General features: G+C 35.4%; 14 protein-coding genes. 8 read left to right on the top strand and 6 right to left on the bottom strand.

Annotated elements, in window-relative coordinates:
• The first annotated feature begins 34 nt into the window (after positions 1–34).
• Together ACNFIH_RS02220 and ACNFIH_RS02215 are read left to right on the top strand one after the other, a co-directional pair.
• Positions 35–1,027 (top strand): bile acid:sodium symporter family protein, encoded by a 993-nt coding sequence (locus ACNFIH_RS02220; protein WP_426485286.1) that lies wholly within the window; start codon positions 35–37, stop codon positions 1,025–1,027.
• Positions 1,028–1,104: 77 nt separating this feature from the next.
• A complete protein-coding gene (locus ACNFIH_RS02215) occupies positions 1,105–1,557 on the top strand; it encodes an Lrp/AsnC family transcriptional regulator (RefSeq protein WP_035644147.1) in 453 nt (150 codons plus the stop codon).
• Between the two features lie 637 nt (positions 1,558–2,194).
• On the opposite strand, the gene ACNFIH_RS02210 is transcribed toward ACNFIH_RS02215, so the two are convergent.
• Both ACNFIH_RS02210 and ACNFIH_RS02205 read right to left on the bottom strand, forming a co-directional pair.
• Positions 2,195–3,196 carry an NADP-dependent oxidoreductase gene (locus ACNFIH_RS02210; RefSeq protein ID WP_426485285.1) on the bottom strand — a complete coding sequence of 334 codons (1,002 nt, stop codon included), beginning with the start codon at positions 3,194–3,196 and terminating at the stop codon, positions 2,195–2,197.
• Between the two features lie 6 nt (positions 3,197–3,202).
• The gene (locus ACNFIH_RS02205; protein WP_426485284.1) at positions 3,203–4,006 is read right to left on the bottom strand and encodes an enoyl-CoA hydratase/isomerase family protein; all 804 of its coding nucleotides are present in this window, start codon (positions 4,004–4,006) and stop codon (positions 3,203–3,205) included.
• 98 nt (positions 4,007–4,104) lie between these two features.
• On the opposite strand from ACNFIH_RS02205, the gene ACNFIH_RS02200 reads away from it, so the two are divergent.
• A complete protein-coding gene (locus ACNFIH_RS02200) occupies positions 4,105–4,521 on the top strand; it encodes a winged helix-turn-helix transcriptional regulator (RefSeq protein WP_426485283.1) in 417 nt (138 codons plus the stop codon).
• Between the two features lie 594 nt (positions 4,522–5,115).
• Here ACNFIH_RS02200 and ACNFIH_RS02195 read toward each other — a convergent pair.
• On the bottom strand, positions 5,116–5,529 hold the full coding sequence (locus ACNFIH_RS02195) for a winged helix-turn-helix transcriptional regulator (RefSeq protein WP_035644141.1): 414 nt from the start codon (positions 5,527–5,529) through the stop codon (positions 5,116–5,118).
• Positions 5,530–5,631: 102 nt separating this feature from the next.
• Here ACNFIH_RS02195 and ACNFIH_RS02190 point away from each other — a divergent pair, with 102 nt between their 5' ends.
• The 5 genes from ACNFIH_RS02190 (at position 5,632) to ACNFIH_RS02170 (ending at position 12,651) form a co-directional block, all read left to right on the top strand.
• Complete coding sequence (locus ACNFIH_RS02190; protein WP_035645078.1) at positions 5,632–6,399, top strand: SDR family oxidoreductase; 768 nt, start codon at positions 5,632–5,634, stop codon at positions 6,397–6,399.
• 90 nt (positions 6,400–6,489) lie between these two features.
• Positions 6,490–7,107, top strand: coding sequence for a TetR/AcrR family transcriptional regulator (locus tag ACNFIH_RS02185; RefSeq protein ID WP_035644139.1), 618 nt, complete (start codon positions 6,490–6,492; stop codon positions 7,105–7,107).
• A gap of 56 nt (positions 7,108–7,163) precedes the next feature.
• On the top strand, positions 7,164–8,495 hold the full coding sequence (locus ACNFIH_RS02180) for a TolC family protein (RefSeq protein ID WP_035644137.1): 1,332 nt from the start codon (positions 7,164–7,166) through the stop codon (positions 8,493–8,495).
• An 11-nt stretch (positions 8,496–8,506) separates the two neighbouring features.
• The gene (locus ACNFIH_RS02175) at positions 8,507–9,592 is read left to right on the top strand and encodes an efflux RND transporter periplasmic adaptor subunit (protein ID WP_035644135.1); all 1,086 of its coding nucleotides are present in this window, start codon (positions 8,507–8,509) and stop codon (positions 9,590–9,592) included.
• A gap of 8 nt (positions 9,593–9,600) precedes the next feature.
• Positions 9,601–12,651 carry an efflux RND transporter permease subunit gene (locus tag ACNFIH_RS02170; RefSeq protein ID WP_426485282.1) on the top strand — a complete coding sequence of 1,017 codons (3,051 nt, stop codon included), beginning with the start codon at positions 9,601–9,603 and terminating at the stop codon, positions 12,649–12,651.
• 775 nt (positions 12,652–13,426) lie between these two features.
• Here ACNFIH_RS02170 and ACNFIH_RS02165 read toward each other — a convergent pair.
• The 3 genes from ACNFIH_RS02165 to fdhD all read right to left on the bottom strand — a co-directional run bounded on the left by ACNFIH_RS02165 (position 13,427) and on the right by fdhD (position 17,737).
• A complete protein-coding gene (locus ACNFIH_RS02165; RefSeq protein WP_426485281.1) occupies positions 13,427–14,245 on the bottom strand; it encodes an alpha/beta fold hydrolase in 819 nt (272 codons plus the stop codon).
• 234 nt (positions 14,246–14,479) lie between these two features.
• Positions 14,480–16,846, bottom strand: coding sequence for an FdhF/YdeP family oxidoreductase (locus ACNFIH_RS02160; protein WP_426485280.1), 2,367 nt, complete (start codon positions 16,844–16,846; stop codon positions 14,480–14,482).
• Positions 16,847–16,864: 18 nt separating this feature from the next.
• The gene (gene fdhD / locus ACNFIH_RS02155) at positions 16,865–17,737 is read right to left on the bottom strand and encodes a formate dehydrogenase accessory sulfurtransferase FdhD (protein ID WP_426485279.1); all 873 of its coding nucleotides are present in this window, start codon (positions 17,735–17,737) and stop codon (positions 16,865–16,867) included.
• Positions 17,738–17,745 lie beyond the last annotated feature (8 nt).

The following is a 17,745-nucleotide window of genomic DNA, read 5'->3' as shown; positions in this document are numbered from 1 at the left end:
CGTGCCTCCACGGAGGAATAATATTTAAAACACATTGAAGAAATTATTAGAAGTATTAAAAAAAGCAGGTTTCGACGGTTTCCTGTTAATGATAGCCACAATGATTCTGATGGCTTATTTTTTGCCAAAGCCAGGCATGGTCAAAGAACCTGTTTCGCTGGAGGAGATTGCCAATGCCGGCGTTTCCTTTATTTTCTTGTTTTATGGCATGCGATTGAGTGTTGAGAAGCTAAAAGCAGGACTTTCTAACTGGAAAATGCACATTGTCGTTCAGTTGACAACCTTTTTATTTTTTCCGCTCATTGTTTTGGCATTTCGCCCGTTGTTTGTCAATAACGGATTTGAGCTGCTTTGGTTGGGTGTATTTTTTCTGGCTGCTTTACCGTCTACAGTTTCCTCTTCGGTGGTCATGGTTTCCATCGCCAAGGGAAACATTCCCGCGGCCATTTTCAATGCAAGCATTTCAAGTTTGATCGGAGTAATGGTTACACCGCTCTGGGTTGGGCTATTTATAGCTTCTGCGACAGGCGATTTTGATGTTACTCATATCGTCATAAAGTTAATTCTGCAAGTCTTGCTGCCTGTCATCATTGGTATAAGCCTCAATTCCCGTTTAGGTACCATTGCCGAAAAATACAAGAAACAGCTCAAATATTTCGATCAGGCAGTTATTCTAACGATTATTTATACATCGTTTTGCAAGTCCTTTTCCGAACATCTTTTTGAAGGCTTCACCGCCCTTGAACTTGCTGGACTAGCAGCCGGGATGATGGCGTTGTTTTTTGCCGTATTTTTTTGTGTTGGACTACTCAGCCGCCTGCTTGGTTTTTCAGATGAAGACCGTATTACTGTCTTATTCTGCGGGTCTAAAAAGTCATTGGTACACGGCACCGTTATGTCAAAAGTACTTTTTCAGCACAGTACTATCACCGGCATTGTATTGTTGCCGCTCATGCTTTACCATGCCTTGCAATTGATTGCCGCCAGCATCATTGCTCAGGGTATGGCTCGACGAAAAGAAGTATAATAAGATTTTTGTATTGTTTTTGGTTATATTTGAAGAATTTTATTCTGTCTTATAAATAAATTAAACCAAAATATTCTATGGAACAAATAGACGATATTGATCTTCAGTTATTAAATATACTACACGATAATTCTAAATACACTGTAAAAGAGCTTGCTAAAATGGTAAATCTTTCGGCATCGCCTGTTTTTGAGCGGATTAAGAGATTAGAAAACAACGGCTATATTAAAAAATATATTGCTCTGTTGGATGCAGAAAAATTAAACAGAGGATTTATTGTTTTCTGTAATATCAAACTTAAACAGCACGATCGTAATATTGGGAATCAGTTTGTTAGTGATATTATGAAAATAGAAGAAGTTGTGGAATGTTACAATATCTCAGGAGATTACGATTTTTTAATGAAAGTCTCTGCCAAAGACATGAAGCATTATCAGGATTTTGTGTTTAATAAATTAGGCTCAGTTGAAAGCATAGGGAGTACCCAAAGCACCTTTGTTATGTCGGAGATAAAAAATCTGTATGGATAGTTTCGCGATGGCTTATTTATTTGAAATTCGCCTTAGCTTTTGTGACAAAAAATGTATTAAGTCCATTTTGAAATTATTTTATATTAAACATCAAAAAACTGCGATAAAACAAAAGAGAAAAAAAAATCTATATTCTTAACGGGACTTCTAATCATTGTTCAGCTCCAAATAAACCTTTAATGAAGCCACTTTTAGATTGTTTATTTCAAACAGTCTAAGGATTTCTCGTGAAAAACTCAAATCATAAACGCTAGGCCGTAAAGACTTGAAAAACTTACATATTTGTGTATAAAAAAAGAGATAACTATTTGTTAGTTGCCTCTTTAAGTGACTCTACGATACAAATTCCAAATCATTTTATGAATGATTTAAAGAAATTTGCTTATTTCTAGCTGAATTTGTAAGATAATTATTTAATCTTTTAGTTGGTAGCGGTTTTTTCTGTATCGGAAGAATTAGATGTTAAAAATCGTTAATTAGATAAACATATGATTTTATAGAATTGATTTGTGTTTACAAATTTCAGTAATAAATTTTTGATTGTAAAAATTCAAAGCATTAGAACTAAATTTAAATAATAATTAGGAAAATATTTGTTTCAAAAATTTATAGATGATAATTAAAAAGGAATACGTGATCATTTTATTTTCACAACCACTTTTCCTTTTGCATGTCCACTTTGCATATATTCAAAAGCATCGTTGGTCTGTTCAAAAGGGAATACTTTATCCACAACCGGTTTAATTTCGTTAGAATCGATTAAATTACCTATTTGTTCCAGTTGTCTTCCGTTGGCCTTCATGAATAAAAAAGAATAATTGATATTTAATTTTTTAACCCTATTGCGAATTTTCAGGCTGGTTAACCAAAGGATAAAACGTATTACTGCTGATGCGCCAATTGATTTTGCAAACTCTGGAGTTGGAGGCCCTGAAATTGAAATAATTCTACCTTCGGGTTTTAAAATTGTCAATGATTTTTCAAGCGTTTTAGCATCCTGGCTGTTAAGCACTACATCATAATCTTTAAGAATATTTTCAAAGTTATCCTTTTTATAATCTATTATAATATCAGCTCCAAGGGCTTTCAGCATGTCAAAATTCTTTTCGCTAGCTGTCGTGGCGACAAATGCCCCAAGATGTTTGGCAAACTGAATTGCTATTGTGCCAACTCCGCCAGAACCGGCCTGAATAAAAACTTTTTGGCCTTTATGAAGTTTTGTTTTTTCGACGAATGTCTGCCATACGGTTAGCCCAACTAATGGAATTGATGCTGCCTGCTCCATTGATATATTTTTAGGTTTTAGTGCCAGATCATTTTCATTCACAGCTATATATTCTGCAAAAGTACCGATATGAAAATCGGCTGCTCGTCCATAAATCTGATCTCCAATTTTAAAGCGAGTGACTTTAGAACCGGTTTCCACTATTATTCCTGCAATATCGTGACCTAATATTAAAGGTAATTGGTAAGGAAGGATTAACTTGAAATCTCCATTTTTTATTTTTAAGTCCAACTGGTTGATGCTGGCAGCATGAATTTCCACCAATACCTCATAATCTCCAATTTTAGGTATTTTTACATCGCTGAGAAATAATTTTTCTGTTTTGCCGTATTTAGGTAAGATGTATGCTTTCATATTTTTTTAGATGTTATCAGCAAGATTTAGTTCTAGATCTCCATTCTGCTGGAGTCCTCTTTCAAATAGATTTTTAATACGACCGCGTGCTTCCGGCTCCTCGAGTGAAGCAAAGAATTTAACCTGTGTGTCTAAAATTTCTTCGTTTGAAGCAAGTTTAGCTCTTTGGTTCATAATTTCTTTTATGGCAGCAATTGGTTTTTTGTCAAATGAATCTATTCGTTTTGCAAATTTTTCAACATATTCATCCAGTTCGGGGTCTGGAATTGAGCGGTTTACCCAGCCATATAAAGCGGCTGTATCTGCATCAAAATCTTTACCGCTTAAAATAATTTCAAGGGCTCGACTGCGTCCTGTAAGGAGATGCAGTCGTTCAAGTCCGCCACCACCAGGAAATGAACCGATACCTATTTCTACCTGAGCCAAGAACGCCTTCTCCTTGCTGGCGAAGCGTAAATCAAATGCTTGTGCAAATTCACTTCCAAGTCCTCTTGCACGGCCTCGGATCGAAGCTATGGTCACAAAAGGGGCAAGTTCCAGTCTGCGTGCAATATCCGGCCATGCTATCGAAAGACCTGTTTTTCCGGTTCCTTTTGGAAAGTTCCCAACATTGAGCAGTTCAACATGAGCAACAAAAAAGTCTGGATTTTCACTCTCAAAGACTACAACTTTCAGGTTTTCATTTGACTCCAGTTCGTCCATCACAGTTATTAGCTGTTTTGAAAATTCGGTATCAAACATGTTAATAGGAGGATTGTTGAAACTGATTTTCCAGTATCCATTTGTAATTTTGTGTGTCGTAAAAATCATAATTTAGTCATTTTGGTTAATTTTTTGTAATTTTACTTGCAAATTGAAAGTACAAATATAAATAAATATACTTGCAAAATGCAAGTAGAAAAAAAATAATGAAAGAAATAAAAAAAAGGTCGGGCTGTCCGGTGAGCAGTTCACTTGATTTGTTAGGAGATAAATGGTCACTTTTAATTGTCCGTGACCTGATGTATTATAAGAAGTGTACTTATGGTGATTTTTTGAAATCGGAAGAAAAAATTGCTACAAATATCCTTGCATCTAGATTGTTAACTCTTGAAGAAGGAGGGGTTATTGTAAAGCTGGATCACCCTGAAAGCAAAGTGAAATTTTTATATCAACTCTCTGAGAAGGGGATTGATTTGCTTCCTGTATTAATTGAGATGTATATTTGGGGTGAAAAGTATTTTATACTTTCTGAGCATCATATTGAATTTTTGAGAGAGATCAAGAAAGATAAACAGGCTTTTATAGATAAGCTGGCCGATAAAATGAAAAAGATGATTGTTTAAAAAGAACGACACTCAGATAGATGAGACCGAGGCTAAAATTATTTTGAAGTTGCTATATTTAGTATCAAAAAATTGCAATAAACCAAAAGAGAAAAAAAATCCTGTATCCTTAACGGGGTTTCGAATCATCCATCGTTCAGCTTCGATTAAATCTCTAATAGCGCCACTTTAAGACTGTTTATTTCAAACAGACTAAGAATTCCTTATTAAAAAATCGAACCGCAAATGTTAGGTTGAAGGTTTGAAAAATCTACATATTTGTGTATAAAAAAAGAGACAACTATTAACTAGTTGTCTCTTTTAGTGACCCCGACGGGACAAATTTCAACATTTTTTTTGGATGATTTGAAGAAATTGGCTTATTATATGTAGTCACTTGTCTCCCAGTGGCTTAATGAATTTGGTTTAGATGTCCCGTTGGGGATTGAAGGAAAATGCAGCTTCAAAAACAAATCGCTAACCTCTTTTATTAAAACCGCCTTAGCTTGTGTGACAAAATTGGAGGCAGTTCTACACCTGCGAGGGCGTGTTTTGTCATGCACATTCCAGCCCAAATTTATTGTGGCAAAAAAAGTAGTAGCTATGTAATATATACTATCGATTTGATTCAAGTTCTTTAAAAGCATTTTTAATAAATCCTTCCTTATCAGCATTCATTTGTGCCAGCAATTCCTTTCTTTTTTCAGGAATGTCGGTATACTTTTCTGCCCAAAGATTAATTTCAACAATTATTGGAATTAAATCCATTCCTTTCTGTGTCAATTGATATAGTACTTTGGCTTTACTGTCGGGATGCTCCAGTTTCTGAATAATTCCGTTTTCTTCTAATGAAAGCAGTCGAGCAGCCAAAATGTTAGTTGCGATCTTCTCATCAGATTTTGCCAATTCGCCATAGGTACATTTTTTTTTAAGCATTAAATCTCTCACAATCAACAGCGACCACTTGTCACCAAAGGCTTCAAGTGAAAAACTTACTGGGCAGTCTGATCTCTTTTTTTGAGTTTTCATAAAATAAATTTAAAATCACTTGCTTTTTGCAAGTAAATATATTTATATTTGCACTTGCATTTTGCAAGCAAATATAGGGATAATAAACTAAATAGAAAAATTATGGAATTAAAAGGTAAGACAATTTTGATTACAGGTGGCTCTGCCGGAATCGGATTAGAGGCTGCAAAACAATTCATTACAGAAGGCGCTAAAGTAATTATTACAGGAAGAGATCAGAAAAAATTAGATCTTGCCAAAAAAATGTATCCATCCATTACGACCATTAAAAGTGATGCGTCCAGCCAGGAAGCCGCGGTTGCTTTGTACAATCAAATTAATGAAATGGGTGGTATCGATATACTTTATAACAATGCCGGAATTATGAATGGCCAGGATAATTTAGGTTTCAGTAATTCAAAACATTTTGAAAAAGCTGCCATAGAAATTAATACTAACTACTTAGGAGTTATTCTCTTAAATGATCTTTTTCTGGATATGCTTAAAAGCAGAAAAGAAGCAGCTATTATCAATACATCATCGATATTGAGTTACACGCCGTCTAATCTTGTACCAACTTATTCAGCATCAAAAGCTGCGGTACGTTTTTATACAGAAGCATTACGAGATCATTTACAGATAATTGGAAGCAGAATAAAAATATTTGAATTATTGCCGCCGTTGGTAAAAACAAATATGTCTGAGGGAATGGAAGGTAAATCGATAACACCAGATGTGCTAATTGATGCTTTAATAAAAGGATTAAAAAACAATACGTACACTATTCGTGTTGGCGATACAAAAGCGATTTATCTGTTAAATAGATTTTTACCAAAGTTAGCTTACAAGTTATTGAATCATAAAGGTATTACGGCCAGATTGCAATCTTAATTTGTATAAAAATATTTAACTGAATAAAAAATGAACAGCGTTCATTTTATTTTATATCTTTGTCCTTAGTAAGCCTTGAATAAAATAAGTATGAGTACAATTGATAGAAAAGCAAAAGAAAAAGAAGCTTTAAAAGCCCTGATATTAAAAGGTGCTAAAAAGCTTTTTGTTGAAAAAGGAATTGAACATACTACCATAAGAAACATTGCTGAAGAAATTAACTACAGTGTAGGTACTGTTTATGTTTATTTTAAAGATAAAAATGATATTCTCCATGATCTTCATACAATAGGTTTTCAGGAATTAGATAGTTATTTTATGGAGTTATATACTATAGAAGATCCGAAGGAAAGATTAAAGAAAATGGGATTTTCCTATATCAAATTTGCCATCGAAAATTCTGAAATGTATGATTTGATGTTTAATCTAAAAGCTCCAATAGAATTCCTGAAAGACTCCGAGAATGAAGATTGGGACGAAGGATGTACAGCATTTGGATTAGTTAAAAAAACTATTGAAGAATGTATTAACAAAGGTTATTTTAAAGGCCATAGTGTAGAGCCGTTGGCATTTATGGTTTGGAGTTTGGTACATGGTATGTGCTGTCTGGAAATTCACCAGAGAATTAAAAATGTAAATTTTACGAATCCCGATACCATTTTGTATGACGGATATAATGAATATTTAAAAATGATAGAAAAGCTTTAAAATTTTTTTTGCCTAAAAAAATGAACAACGTTCAAACAATAAACAACGTACAATAAATGAAAATTAAACTAACTTTTGCAATACTCTGTCTAGGATATTTAGGGTATGCACAGAACAAGCTGGAAACTTATATACAGACCGGTTTAAAAAATAACGAAGTAATCAGACAGCATAATTTTGACATTAATAAAAGCATGTATGCCTTAAAAGAAGCACGAGCTTTATTTTATCCAACAGTTTCCCTAAACGGAAGTTACACCAAGGCAGAAGGCGGAAGGACAATCGATATTCCGATTGGAGATATGCTGAATCCGGTATATAGTACTTTAAATCAGATTACCAATTCTAACGCTTTTCCAATGTTAGAAAATCAGTCGGTCTTGATAAATCCGGATAATTTTTATGATGCTAAAATTCATACCACGATGCCGCTTCTGAATTTTGAAATTATTTATAACAAAAGAATAAAAACCCAGCAGACGACGCTTCAAAAAATAGAACTCGAAATCTACCAAAGAGAGTTAGTAAAGGAAATTAAAATTGCCTATTACAAATACCTGCAGTCGGTTGAAGGAATTAAGATTTATGAAGATGCCCTGGCTTTGGTAAAAGAAAATCAAAGGGTAAATCAGGCTTTATTTAGAAATGAAAAAATAAACCGGACTGCCGTTTTACGAAGCGATAATGAGGTAATCCGCATTCAGGCCAATTTAGAAACCGCCAGACAAACCAGCAATAATGCCAGATCGTATTTTAATTTTTTATTGAATCAAAAACTTGATGCCGCAATAGAAACTGATGAGAGTGAAGTACCCCCAATAGAAGTCCTTTCAGAAAATACCCAAAATAGAGAAGAGTTGCAAAAGCTCACTCAGGCAAAAGAAATAAACGAAAATGTAAGCAAACTAACCAACTCGTACTGGCTGCCAAAAGTAAATGGTTTTGCTGATTTCGGAATTCAGGATTTTGATTTTGAAGCAGATAAAAACTCACGCTACTATTTTGCCGGAGTGGGGCTGGAGTGGAATATCTTTTCGGGCAACAAAAACAAATGGAAGCTGAAACAAGTTGAAGAAGACAGTAAAAAAATCATTTCACAAACTGATAATGTAAAACAGCAGTTACTGCTTCAGTTTCAGGTTTCACAGAACAATCTAAAATCGGCTTTAGAGCAATTCAATGCTGATAAAAATCAAAAACAGTCGGCCAAAAAATACAATGACGACATTACCAAATTGTACAAGGAAGGTCAGGCAATATATATAGAACTGCTGGATGCACAGAACCAATGGGTAAATGCGCAGCTTAATACTAATATTTCGCTTTATAACTCCTGGATTGCTTTTGCAGAATTAGAAAGAGCCAACGCCACTTTTACTTTTAACTAAAAACAAAAAACATGAAATTAACGATTCACAAATATCTAAAAAAACATATCGCAGCCTCCAAAAAAGGGTTGATTATATTGCTTGCTTTAACACTTTTTTACGCCTGTAAAGAAGAAAAAAAGGAAAATTCGCCCTTTGAAAGCACAGATGTTATCCCTATTAAAACAGCTCCGGTCGAATCTTTTGCTCTTAACAATACCATAAGCGCATCAGGTTTAGTAACAACAGAAAATCAGGCCAATTACGGATTTAAAATAGGAGGGATCATCAATCGTATTTATGTTGAAGAAGGCCAGTTTTTTAAGAAAGGACAGCTTTTGGCATCATTAGACGAAACAGAGATAAATGCCGGATTGAACCAAACAGATTTAAATCTAAAAAAGTACGAGCGTGATTATAAACGAGCAAGCAATTTGTACAAAGACAGTGTGTATACATTAGAACAGCTTCAGAATACCAAAACGGGTCTTGACATTGCTAAAAAGCAGAAAGATGCAGTGGCTTTTAATGCACGTTATTCTAAAATTTATGCTGCTGCAGATGGTTTTGTTTCGAAAAAAATAGCAAACGAAGGAGAAGTAGTTGGCGCAGGATCGCCAATTCTGGCTATAAATGAAACCAGCCAAAACAATAATTATCTGCTAAAAGTGGGATTGACAGACAAAGAATGGGCCGCGGTAAAAGTAGGGCAGAAAGCCACTGTAACGCTTGACGGTTATCCTGATGAAAAATTCGATGCCTTTATTTTTAGAAAATCGCAGGCGGCAGATGCGGCATTGGGCTCCTTTCAAGTCGAATTAAAAATGAGCCTTAAAAAAAGTAAACCAGCGGTGGGAATGTTTGGAAAAGCCGAAATAAAGGCAGAACAATCAGAAGATTTCATCATCATTCCGTACAATTCGCTTATTGAAGCTGACGGAAACAAAGCGTTTGTTTTTATTGTGGAAAACAACAAAGTAAAACGCCAACCGGTGACCATTAATAAATTTGAGAACAATAAAGTATTCATAAAAGAAGGTCTTCAGAAAACAGATCAGATTGTGATCTCCAACAGTGCTTATCTCAACGAACAATCAACTATCAAGATCATTAAATAATCAGTATCATGAAAATAACAAACTTTGCTGTTAAAAATTATCAGTTTACGCTGATTATATTTCTGCTGATTGCTGTGGTGGGGTATCTTACGCTGTTTACCATGCCTAGAGCGGAAGATCCTTCAACGCATCCACCGCAATATTTAATTACGGTAATCTATCCCGGGACAAGTCCAAAGGATATGGAGGAGCAGGTTGTAAAACCAATCGAGAATAAAATTTACGGACTCGAAAACATCGAAAAAATATTAACCACAGTAGAAGACGGTGTTGCAGCTTTTCAGGTAAAATTTAAATACGGAGTAGATGTTGATAATAAATATCAGGAGATTTCTACGGAAATGAATGCTCTTAAAAACAGCGAACTTCCAAAAGATATTTATCAGATAAAAACCGAAAAAATTGCTTCTTCTGATGTGAAAATCCTTCAGATAGCGTTGGTTTCAGAAAATGCATCAGACAAAAAACTTCGTGATGAAGCGGATAAACTTAAATCTAAAATTGAGAAAATTACCAATCTGAAAGATGTAAAATATGCTGGAATTCCCGAGCAGGAAATTCGTATTGATTTACAGCTGGAAAAGTTGGCCCAATTAAAAATTCCGTTAAATGTAGTCATGGCAAGCCTGCAGAGCGAAGCGGCCGATATTCCAGGAGGAAGCATTGATTTAGGCAGTAAAGTATTTAATGTAAAAACCAGTGGTAAATTTAAAAATGCGGACGATGTATCCAATACAGTAATCTACAATGCTAACGGTAAAATAATCTATATGAAAGATGTAGCCGAAGTAGGCTACAAGTCGCAGGTTGTCGATCATATTACCCGCATTAACGGACACCGATGTGTACTGGTTACAGCTGGTATGAAAGATAATGTAAACATTACAGATGTGCAGAAAGAATTCCTGCCAATTGTTGATGAATTTTCTAAAGAATTACCGTCAAACATCAAATTAGTAAAAAACTTCGATCAGGCGAATATGGTATCGCAGCGTTTGGGACATTTAGGTTTTGATTTTACCCTTGCCATTGTTTTGGTAATCGTTACGTTGCTTCCATTAGGCTTAAGAGCTTCGGGAATTGTGATGATTTCTATTCCATTATCCCTCGCATTAGGATTAATTGCAATGAATGCTTTTGGCTTTTCTTTAAATCAGTTAAGTATCGTAGGTCTGGTAGTAGCGTTGGGATTATTGGTGGATGACAGTATTGTGGTAGTCGAAAACATAGAGCGATGGCTGCGAGAAGGACATTCTAAAATGGATGCAGTTCTTAAAGGAACCAAACAAATTGGAATTGCCGTAGTAGGCTGTACAGCAACACTTATTATTGCGTTTCTACCGCTGGCTTTCCTGCCGGATGTCTCGGGAGAATTTATCAGAAGTCTTCCAATGGCAGTTATTACCAGTGTACTAGCATCGATGATTGTCGCTTTGACTTTGGTGCCGTTTTTAGGAAGCCGATTTTTAAAAACGCACGATCATGCGGGAGGGAATATTTTTCTACAGTATCTGCAAAAATTCCTGACCAGAGCATATCGTGATATTATGCCCAAAGCATTAAAATATCCTAGAACAACTATTGCTATTTCTATAGTTTTAAGCATCACTGCTTTTGGATTGTTTAAAGTAACGGGTTTTAAATTATTTCCAACTTCAGAAAAACCGATGTTTCTGATCAATATAAAAATGCCCCTTCAGACCAATATTTCAGAAAGTGACCGTGTGACAAAAATTGTAGAAGCAGAGCTTAAAAATCATAAGGAAATTGTGTATTACACTTCGAACGTTGGTAAAGGAAATCCGCAGATTTATTACAATGTGCATCCCCAGGACAGAAAACCCGATTTTGCGCAGATTTTTGTCCAGCTCGAAGATGAAGCTAAACCATCAGAGAAAACAGCCTTGATTGAAGAACTTCGAAATAGATTTAAAACGATGCCTTACGCAAAAGTGGAGGTCAAAGATTTTGAACAGGGAACACCATTAGAAGCTAATATTGTCGTAAGATTATTTGGTGAAGATCAGCAGGTGCTGCGTAAGCTTTCCTCACAGGTAGAAACTATTCTGAGAAAGCAGGAAGGAACTGTTTATATCAACAATGAACTCAATACGTATAAAACTGATGTTAAAGTTAAAATCAATAAAGAAAAAGCCAGAACATTGGGCGTATTGACCAGCGATGTAGATAGGGTAATCCGTCTTTCGGTAGCAGGATTAACAGTCGGTGATTATATAGATGACAGGGGAGATGCCAGAAATGTTACGCTGACATTGCCCCGAGATAAATTTTCGAACCTCGATGCTTTGAAAAACCTGTACGTAAATAACCTTCAGGGAATCCCGATTGCCCTGAACCAGATTGCTGAAATTTCGTTTGAAACTTCTCCAACTGCAATTAACCATTTTAATAAATCACGCTTTTCAAAAGTAACAGCTTTATCAGCAAAAGGGTATTATGCCAATGATTTATTGACGCACATTGTTCCAAAACTAGATCAATTGAAAATGCCAAAAGGATATTATTACAAATTATCGGGCGAGAAAGAATCGGAAGGCGATGCGCTGGGCGGTAACTTTTTGGCAGTAATTATTTTGAGTACCTTTCTGTTTGTTGCAGTTTTACTGCTGCAGTTTAAAACTTTTAAAGGAATTATTATTGTATTATCTATCATACCGCTTGGGATTTTAGGCGGTGTTTTATTGTTGCTTCTTAATGGAAGCCCTATGTCTTTGGTTGCTATAATCGGTTTTATAGGTCTTTCGGGAATTCAGGTAAAGAATTCTTTGCTGCTGGTAGATTTCACCAATCAGTTAAGGCAGGAAGGACATTCGATCGATGAAGCTATTTCAATTGCAGGAGAAACGCGTTTTCTGCCTGTAGTACTGACTTCAATTACTGCAATTTGTGGTTTAATTCCGATTGCATTAAACTCAAATCCTTTGATCGCACCATTGGCAATTGTGTTAATTGGCGGTTTAATCAGTTCTACAATATTATCACGAATTGTAACGCCCGTGATGTATAAATTGATCCCTCCTAGTATTGAAAAGATGTAAGAAGAGAGAAAAGATTTTTTTAAAATTATGATTATTTTTAAAGCCGGCAGCGTGTTTTAGACTGCTGGCTTTTTTTCTTGAAAAAGATTGATAAGGGAAGACAGGAAATTATCAAATTTTGAAAATGTAAAACTTAATTTCAGCTCTGTTCTTGGTGTTCGAATCCTGTTAAGTTATCGAACGCTAAAATTTAAATTTATCTTGTTTTTCATATAAATAATGTTTTTCTGAAGTTTGTTTATTTATGAAGAAAATAAAGCAAAAACGAGTCAAACTCATTTATTGATAAGGGTTAAATAAAAAAATGGCGCCAATTGTCTTCAATTGGCGCCATTTGGCTTTGTGACAGCAACAGGACAAATTTCTATAAATTTTATGGAAGATTTGAAGAGATTGGCTTACTACTGGTAAAGGCTGTCTTTCATTAGCTTAAAGAATTTGGTTTGGATGTCCTGTTGGGGATTGATTGAAAAATGTAGTATCAAAAAGCAGATAGTTAAATTCTTTTATTAAAAACTTCCTTAAATTTTTGCGTCAAAAAAGATATCCACTCCAAATCTCATATGCTACGAATTTGCCACAAAATTTGATTTACTGCTTTACATATTTGTTATGAGTAAAGTTTTATCTATTTTGTTATTCGATTATGATATCAAATGTTTAAACACGAAAACAATTTAATTTTTAGACAACAGATCATCAAAGAAATCATAAATAAAAACCTCCAGAATCAAAATGTAGACTGGAGGTTTTTATTTAAAAAATCAGGATATATTTAAGATTTGATAAATTCTAAAATATCGTTATTAATTGTTTCTGCCTCTGTTGTTGGCATACCATGAGGAAATCCAGGATAAGAAATTAATTTTCCATTTTTCAAAAGAGCTGCAGCTTTAGGTGCCTGATTATATGGAACGATCTGATCATCTTCTCCGTGAAGAACCAATACAGGTATGACTAAACTTTTCAAATCTTCAGTAAAATCGGATTCAGAGAAAGCTTTAATGCCTTCATAATGAGCTAGTACAGAACCCATCATTCCTTGACGCCACCAATTGTGTTTGATACCTTCCTGAACTGTTGTTCCTTCGCGGTTCCATCCGTAGAAAGCGATTGGGAAATCATAGAAATATTGTGCTCTGTTAAATCCGGTTCCTTCTCTGATTTCATCAAAAACAGACAATGGGACACCATCAGGATTTGCCTCATTTTTGATCATGATTGGCGTAACAGCACTAATAATAATGGCTTTAGAGACACGTCCTTTTCCATATTTTGCTGCGTAACGAATTACTTCGCCTCCGCCAGTTGAGTGGCCAATATGAATCGCATCTTTTAAGTCAAGTGCAGCGGTTAATTCTGCTACGTCTGCAGCATAGGTTTCCATATTGTTGCCTTCAGAACTTTGACCAGAACGACCGTGTCCGCGTCTGTCGTGAGCAATAACTCTATATCCTTGTTTTAAGAAAAACATCATTTGTGCATCCCAATCGTCTGCTGATAAAGGCCATCCGTGGTGAAAAACGATAGGTTGTCCTGTTCCCCAATCTTTATAATAAATTTCTGTTCCGTCTTTTACTGTAATTGTGCTCATTTTTTTGGTTTTAAGATTAATAAAATTAAGAGTATCCTAATTTTGGTATTGTCGTTAAATTCTAAGTTTTTATCATTTTTTATTTGACTTAGATTTCTTTGACAAATTTATATAGGAAGAGTAGAGCAGTCGATTAACCTAGATTAAGTAATGAATTGTAACAGCGCTATTACTATTTTTAATCTAAATAAATGCCTCAAAAGTCTTCGCTAACTTATTTTTATTTGAAAAGAATTACATGTGTTTTATCTTTTCGTAAATGGCAGGATCGTGTTTTTTTACTTTTATTTTCACGTATTTAGATGCCGGCATATTGCTTTCTTTCACCACATTATTTACAGAAACCAAAACATTGGTTTCAGGAAAATAAGTGACTGTATTTCGCTCTGGAATTTGATAAGAAACAATAAGGAATAAAGGTGCAATTCTTTCTATGCCATCATTATAATTAAAGAGATCTACTTTATCTCCTGCTTTAAATCCTGCTTTATCAATATCATTTTGATTCATAAAAATAACACGTCGTTCATTTTTTATTCCCCTGTAGCGGTCATCCATACCATAAATAGTAGTATTAAACTGGTCATGCGTACGAGTTGTGGCCATCATATATTCATCTGGTTCCAATTCATTATCTGGAATTTCTGTTAAAGTAAATGCCGCACGATCAGCAGATTCTTTAGCCGTAAATTGACCATGGCGAGGAGCATTAGGCAAATAAAAACCGCCCTTTTCGCGAACTCTACTATTGTAATTTTCAAAACCTGGAATGCAATTTTCAATAGCTTCTCTCACATCATCATAACTGTCGTGGTATCGCTTCCAGTCGATGACTGATTTTTCTCCAAGAACAGCCATCGCCATTCGGCAGACAATTTGAGTTTCGTTTGTCAATTGATTCGAGATAGGTTTAAGCACGCCTTTTGAAGACTGCACCACGCCCATAGAATTTTCTGTACTAATAATCTGCACTTCTCCGTTAACGATATCCATATCACTTCGGGAAAGCGTAGGAAGAATAAGAGATTCTTTTCCGTGTATCAAATGGCCTCTATTGAGTTTTGTCGAGACACACACCAGCAGTTTCAGTTTTCGAAATGCTTCTGCGGTATAAGTCGTATCTGGTGCCGCCGATAGAAAATTACCGCCCATGCAGAACATAAATTTTACTTTCTCGTCATGAATCGCTTTTATCGTTCCAACTACATCATAACCGTGATTTCTCGGCGGACTAAATCCGAAATAATTTTGAAGACGATCTAATTGTTCATTGGTAGGTTTTTCATCAATAAGCATGGTTCTGTTTCCTTGAACATTACTGTGTCCGCGAACGGGACAGACTCCTGCGCCGGGTTTACCAATACTTCCTTTAATCAATAAAATATTGACAATCTCTCGGATCATATCGACACCATTTGGCTGCTGGGTAAGTCCCATTCCCCAGCAAACAATAATTCTTTTTTTGAAAGCCAGTATTTTTGCTGCTTCTATAATTAAATCTTTTGGAACTCCAGATAGAAAGGCAAGATGATCCAAGTCTAAATTTTCAAACTGTTTCTCAAAATTTTCAAAACCAGTTGTTTTGTCTTTGATAAATTCATGATCAAAAACTTCACCTGGGTTTTTCTTTTCTAATTCAATTAGCAAAAGTTCAATAGCTTTTAAAAGTGCCATATCGCCGTTTATTTTTATCGGAAGAAAAAGGTCTGTAAGTTTTCCGCCTGATCCAATTATCCCTTTTATAGCCTGTGGATTATGGAATCCCATTAAGCCAGCCTCAGGTAACGGATTAACCGCAATAATTTTTGCGCCATTGTTTTTGCCTTTTTCTAAAGCACTCAGCATTCTTGGAGCATTTGTTCCTGGATTCTGTCCGATTATCACAATCACATCGGTATCATAAAAATCTTCTAGAGTAACCGTTCCTTTTCCAATTCCGATTGTAGTTTTCAAAGCTGTTCCAGAGGTTTCGTGGCACATATTGGAACAATCTGGCATATTATTGGTTCCAAATTCTTTTGCAAAAAGCTGATAAAGAAAGGAAGCTTCATTACTGGTTCTTCCCGAAGTATAAAAGGCCGCTTCATTTGGAGATTCAAGCGCATTTAAATGGGAAGCAATTTTTGTAAAAGCCTCATTCCAACTTATGGGCTGATAATGTGTACCGCCAACAGGCAAATACATAGGTTCGGTCAATCTTCCCATTTTTCCAATTTGGTAATCGTCCAATTTTGAAAGGCTGTAAACAGAGTTTTCTTTAAAGAAAGCAGCATCAACTTTTTTGGTTGTAGCTTCTTCAGCCAGAGCTTTTGCTCCGTTTTCACAATATTCGCCCAAAGGAGATCGATCATCATCAGGATCTGGCCATGCGCAGCTGGAACAGTCAAAACCGCCCATTTGATTCATCTTGAACAAAGCTTTTCCGCCTCTTAGAATGGTTTTGTCTTCTATAAGATCGCTTACCGCAGCCATAACCGCAGGAACGCCGGCAGCCCATTTTTCTACTTTTGTTAGTTTAAGTTTCGAAAGCTGGTACGGATTTTCTGCTTCAGGTAATTTATGAGTTAAATCAGCTGTTTTTTGTTGTGGATCTTTCTTCATTGTATTATGGTTTAATGGCTATTGTGTTACGATTACGGTTTGTTCCGATGAGTTGTATATATTCAATCGGTTTTCTTTTAGAAATCCTAAAAGTGTAATATTAAACTCTGCGGCAAGTTCGACTGCCAAACTGGATGGAGCGCCAATAGAAGCAATAATAGAAATTCCCGCCATTGCCGCTTTTTGGATTAACTCAAAACTGGCTCTTCCGCTTAGAAGCAAAATATGTTCATTTAATGGCAGCGATTGATCTGCAAGAGATCTTCCAATCAATTTGTCTAATGCATTATGCCTTCCAACATCTTCAGTTAAAAGAATCAAATCGCCTTGAGTATTAAAAAGTCCTGAGGCATGAAGACCGCCAGTGGATTCAAAATCGCTTTGAGCAATTCTTAATTTTTCGGGTAATTGATAAAAAACAGATGCATGAATTTGGATTTGAGGTCTCATCAAATTTCCAAATGGGCTTACCGTTTTTATAGATTGAATTGAACTTTTTCCGCATACGCCACAACTTGAAGTCGTATAGAAATTTCGATCTGTCTGCATCAAATTTGGAGTAAAACCTTCTTTAAGATCAACCTGAACAATGTTTTGTTTTTGTGACAAGCAATTCATTTTTATTGCAAAAGCATCTTGAATATCTTCAAAAGAAGCAATAATTCCTTCTGTAAACAGAAAACCAATCGCAAGATCAACATCATTGCCAGGAGTTCGCATGGTAACCGAAATGTTCTTTTGAATTCTCTCTGAATTAGGACTGTAAGAAAGCCTGATTTCAAGAGGTTCTTCAACAGAAAGCGTATCTAAAAACGATGAGGTTCCGTTATTTTCTATTCTTTGAACACTTACGTGTTTGATGGAAACTAATTCCGTATAATTTATTTCCATGATGTTGT

Origin of the sequence: Flavobacterium sp. 2 (assembly GCF_049949195.1) — a bacterium.
Classification (GTDB): domain Bacteria; phylum Bacteroidota; class Bacteroidia; order Flavobacteriales; family Flavobacteriaceae; genus Flavobacterium.
The sequence above is the reverse complement of the archived record's forward strand: the minus strand, read 5'-3'. Positions and strand labels throughout refer to the sequence as shown.

Bases quoted from the DNA above. Each gene is read 5' to 3' on its own strand.
- ACNFIH_RS02190 (WP_035645078.1), top strand. From the start codon at position 5,632: ATGGAATTAAAAGGTAAGACAATTTTGATTACAGGTGGCTCTGCCGGA.
- ACNFIH_RS02215 (WP_035644147.1), top strand. From the start codon at position 1,105: ATGGAACAAATAGACGATATTGATCTTCAGTTATTAAATATACTACAC.
- ACNFIH_RS02185 (WP_035644139.1), top strand. From the start codon at position 6,490: ATGAGTACAATTGATAGAAAAGCAAAAGAAAAAGAAGCTTTAAAAGCC.
- ACNFIH_RS02200 (WP_426485283.1), top strand. From the start codon at position 4,105: ATGAAAGAAATAAAAAAAAGGTCGGGCTGTCCGGTGAGCAGTTCACTT.
- fdhD (WP_426485279.1), bottom strand. From the start codon at position 17,737: ATGGAAATAAATTATACGGAATTAGTTTCCATCAAACACGTAAGTGTT.
- ACNFIH_RS02210 (WP_426485285.1), bottom strand. From the start codon at position 3,196: ATGAAAGCATACATCTTACCTAAATACGGCAAAACAGAAAAATTATTT.
- ACNFIH_RS02160 (WP_426485280.1), bottom strand. From the start codon at position 16,846: ATGAAGAAAGATCCACAACAAAAAACAGCTGATTTAACTCATAAATTA.
- ACNFIH_RS02180 (WP_035644137.1), top strand. From the start codon at position 7,164: ATGAAAATTAAACTAACTTTTGCAATACTCTGTCTAGGATATTTAGGG.
- ACNFIH_RS02205 (WP_426485284.1), bottom strand. From the start codon at position 4,006: ATGATTTTTACGACACACAAAATTACAAATGGATACTGGAAAATCAGT.
- ACNFIH_RS02195 (WP_035644141.1), bottom strand. From the start codon at position 5,529: ATGAAAACTCAAAAAAAGAGATCAGACTGCCCAGTAAGTTTTTCACTT.
- ACNFIH_RS02165 (WP_426485281.1), bottom strand. From the start codon at position 14,245: ATGAGCACAATTACAGTAAAAGACGGAACAGAAATTTATTATAAAGAT.
- ACNFIH_RS02175 (WP_035644135.1), top strand. From the start codon at position 8,507: ATGAAATTAACGATTCACAAATATCTAAAAAAACATATCGCAGCCTCC.
- ACNFIH_RS02170 (WP_426485282.1), top strand. From the start codon at position 9,601: ATGAAAATAACAAACTTTGCTGTTAAAAATTATCAGTTTACGCTGATT.